Annotated in this window: 4 protein-coding genes; 1 reads left to right on the forward strand and 3 read right to left on the reverse strand. The window is 50.3% G+C overall.

Annotated features, from left to right (window positions below; translation table 11 throughout):
• Together ACZ25G_RS10255 and ACZ25G_RS10260 are read right to left on the reverse strand one after the other, a co-directional pair.
• The coding region (locus ACZ25G_RS10255) for a B12-binding domain-containing radical SAM protein (protein ID WP_463682386.1) at positions 1 to 968 on the reverse strand (968 nt) is incomplete at its 3' end.
• 44 nt (positions 969 to 1,012) lie between these two features.
• A complete protein-coding gene (locus ACZ25G_RS10260) occupies positions 1,013 to 1,585 on the reverse strand; it encodes an HDIG domain-containing metalloprotein (RefSeq protein WP_463682387.1) in 573 nt (190 codons plus the stop codon).
• Positions 1,586 to 1,737: 152 nt separating this feature from the next.
• On the opposite strand from ACZ25G_RS10260, the gene ACZ25G_RS10265 reads away from it, so the two are divergent.
• A complete protein-coding gene (locus ACZ25G_RS10265; RefSeq protein WP_342680306.1) occupies positions 1,738 to 2,559 on the forward strand; it encodes a putative ABC transporter permease in 822 nt (273 codons plus the stop codon).
• Positions 2,560 to 2,661: 102 nt separating this feature from the next.
• Here ACZ25G_RS10265 and ACZ25G_RS10270 read toward each other — a convergent pair.
• On the reverse strand, positions 2,662 to 3,562 hold a 901-nt coding region (locus ACZ25G_RS10270; RefSeq protein WP_463682388.1), incomplete at its 5' end, for a GDSL-type esterase/lipase family protein.

The raw sequence follows: 3,562 nt of genomic DNA on the forward strand, positions 1-3,562 counted from the left end.
TCCAGATGCTGATGGATATTCCCAAGCTCCGCCACCTGCCGGACCCGGTGAAAAATCTTTTCTACCCGGTGGCTGCGGTGGATGGCCCGCAACGTGGGCTCAAAGGTGGATTGAACGCCAATTTCAAACTGGAATAGGCCGGGACGGGCTTTCCTCAGCAGGGTGATATCCTCGTCCTGGAGCAGGTCGGCGGAAAGCTCAAAATGAAAGTTGGTCACCCCGTTGTCCCGCTCTATCAGATAGCGCCAGATAGGGCGGTAGTAGGAAGGACGGCAGTTAAAGGTACGGTCTACAAATTTGACCTGAGGCACTCGCTGGGAGAGAAATAGATCTAGCTCGGCCCGTATTTTTTCAAAGGATTTTGTCCGCAGAGCCTTGTCCTCCCCAGAGAGACAGTACTGGCAGTCAAAAGGACAGCCCCGGCATCCTTCATAGTAGAGAATTTGATGGGAAAGCTGTTCTAAGTTTTCGTAGGGAAAGGGCAGTTCATCCATAGAAAGAAGGGGAGCGGCAGCGTTTTGCCGGATGCCCTGGGAAGAGCGCCAAATGAGATTGGGAACATCATTCAAGGGGGTTTCAGATTCCAGCGCTTCCAGCAGGGCCAGATACCCGATCTCGCCTTCGCCCGCCAGAATATAGTCGGCATCGGGCAGGGTAGAGAGCAAGGCGCTGGACCCAAAGGAGACTTCCGGGCCGCCCAGGATGATTTTGGTTTGGGGAAGCACCTTCCGAAGATCGGACAACAGCGAGGTGACAACGCCGATATTCCAGATATAGCAGGAAAATGCCAGAGTATCCGGTGCTTGGCGATAGATTTCCTCCAGCAGATAAGCGCTTTGCTGATTGATGGTAAATTCCAGAAAATCAACATCAAGGGAGGAACACTGTTTTACATAACCTTTGAGATAGCGGACCGCCAAACAGGTGTGGATATATTTTGCGTTGATGGCCACGAGAAGATGCTTCATAGAGGAGATTTCCTTTCCACAGTGTATACAGCGCAGGGATGGGATTATAGGTTACCTTTCAGCCCGATGGCTTCGGCTACCTCGCGCATGCCGAGGATGGTGTGTTCAATGACATAGTCCAGCTCCCAGCCCAGCATTTCTGCGCCCTGGAGGATAACCTCACGATTGACGCCGGCGGCAAATCCCTTGGTTTTCATCTTCTTTTTTACGGATTTGACCTCCATATCCAGAACAGAGCGGGAGGGCCGCATAAGGGCGCAGGCGGTGATAAGTCCGGTGAGCTCATCCACTGTGTAGAGGACTTTTTCCATCTGGGATTCCGGTTTGATGTCGCAGCACATGCCGTATCCATGGCTGGCAACCGCGCGGATGATTTCCTCGTCTACACCGCGCTCCCGCAAAATTTCCTGGACTTTGATACAATGCTGCTCTGGGTATTGGTCATAGTCCAAATCATGGAGGAGCCCCACGATGCCCCACGTTTCCACATCTCCGTTTTCCAATGTGGCAAAATGACGCATGACTCCCTCTACACTGAGAGCATGGGTGATGAGATGCTCAGTTTTTGTATATTCCTTGAGAAGCTGGAAGGCCTCGTTTCTAGTCAGGGTTGCCATGAGAAAGACTCCTTTACAATTTATGATAAAATGGTTCCTCTACAATGTAGCTCAATTTTTGGACGCTGTCAATGGAACGGCTGTATGGAGAAGGTTGACGATGGCGGGAAATCGTTGTAAGATGTCTCTATGCTTGGGGAAGGAGGATATTTATGCTCATAGCAATGCGGTATTTTCTAGTGTTTATTCTCTACAGTTTTCTCGGATGGAGCTGTGAGGTGGTTTACTGCTCGATTCCGGCTAAAAAGTTTATTAACCGCGGCTTTTTGGCAGGGCCGGTCTGTCCTATCTATGGAGTTGGAGCTTTGCTGGTGGTTCATCTTTTAACACCGGTGGCAGAAAACCCAGTGGCGATTTTTGTATGCGGCGCTGTGCTCACCAGCGCGTTGGAGTATGCCACCTCCTTTTTGCTGGAGAAACTGTTTCACACCAAGCTGTGGGATTACTCTCAGAGGAAGTGGAATATCCACGGCAGAGTTTGCCTGTTGAATTCCAGCCTTTTTGGCCTTATGTCCCTGCTGGTGATGGATTTTATCCATCCGTTGACCCTGCGGATTGTGGGAGCGCTGAGCGATATCTGGCTAATTATCGCCAGCAGCATCCTGTTTGTCCTTTTCCTTGCCGATACGATTACCACAGTGCGCACTATGTTGCTGATGAATAAGAAGCTGGAGAAGATCCATGAGACATTGGACGAAATGAGGGAGAAGCTCAGCGACCTTGGATGGGAGCAAAACCTGCTGGCGCGGGAAAGAATTGACGAGTGGCTCTCTCAAAAACAGGCGCTCAGCGACGAAATCCGCAAAAGACTGGAGGGGTATCGGGACAAAATCCGGCAGACAGCCCTGTCGAAAAGACTGGGGCAGCGCCGTATTTTGAAAGCGTTCCCCACCATGAAATCCCCCCTGCATTCAGAGGCTTTACAGAATCTGCGGGATGCGCTGATGAACCTCAAGGACAAAAAGAAAAAATAGGGGATATATACATCGCTGACAAGGCGGTTGCAGGCTTTCTGAGATGATGAAGAAAAAGGCCCTGACGTGGATCATCCACGCCAGGGCCTTTTTTGAGCCTTTTTATGAGTTACTGTTCTGAGAAGATATTTCCACCGCGTGACATTTAAGATAATCCATCCAAATTTCATAATGGGATACGCCGAAATGCATGCCATCGTTGGGGCTTGCCTCGTCCGGAAGGGCGCCGGTTTCATCTTTGAAGCTTTCTGCCACATTCAGATAGTAGGCTTCTTTTTCACCGGCCAGCTCCATAATGGCTGCGTTGTATTCATCAATTTTATCGTTGCTCAGTTCTGGGCTTGCAGCTTCCTTTGCCTGGGTGACCGGCAAAATAGACTGCAGGTAGATGATGCTGTCCGGATGCTGCGCTTTAACCGCATCGATAAACTCGCCATAGAGCTCCATCATCGTCTCTTTGCCGATAAATTCGACGCCATTGGAACCCAGCATAATATAGATCTTTTTGGGATGATAAGCGCTCATAGCCTGCAAAATGGTAACGGAAGAACCGTCGGCCAGCTCGATGTCAGGGGTGGTCATGATGGTATTGGGATTGATACCGGTGGAGGCCACCACAGTGGCATTGGGCATCACGCCATAAAGTTCAATGCCGGTGGTAATAGAATCCCCTACAAACATGGCGTCGTCAAAATAGCTGTCGTCCACCTGAGGCGTTTCTGGAATCGGCTGGCCAAAGGCATAGACCGGCTGAGGTTGTGATTGGGACTGTGACAGAGATTCCGTCGCGGAAGAGGAGCTCTCATCAGTGACGGGAGGGGTAGTTTGTATAGAAGCAGATGAACTGGATTGATTTGCCAAACTGGGTTCATCCGATTGGTTGAGCCAGAGCATGACCACCACAATTATACCTGCCAATAGGATCAGTCCTAAGGACAAAAGGATGAGAACAAGGGGCGACTGCTTACGTTTGCCGTACATGAAGAAATCTCCTTCCGTTTTG

It is taken from the genome of Zongyangia sp. (genome assembly GCF_965361945.1).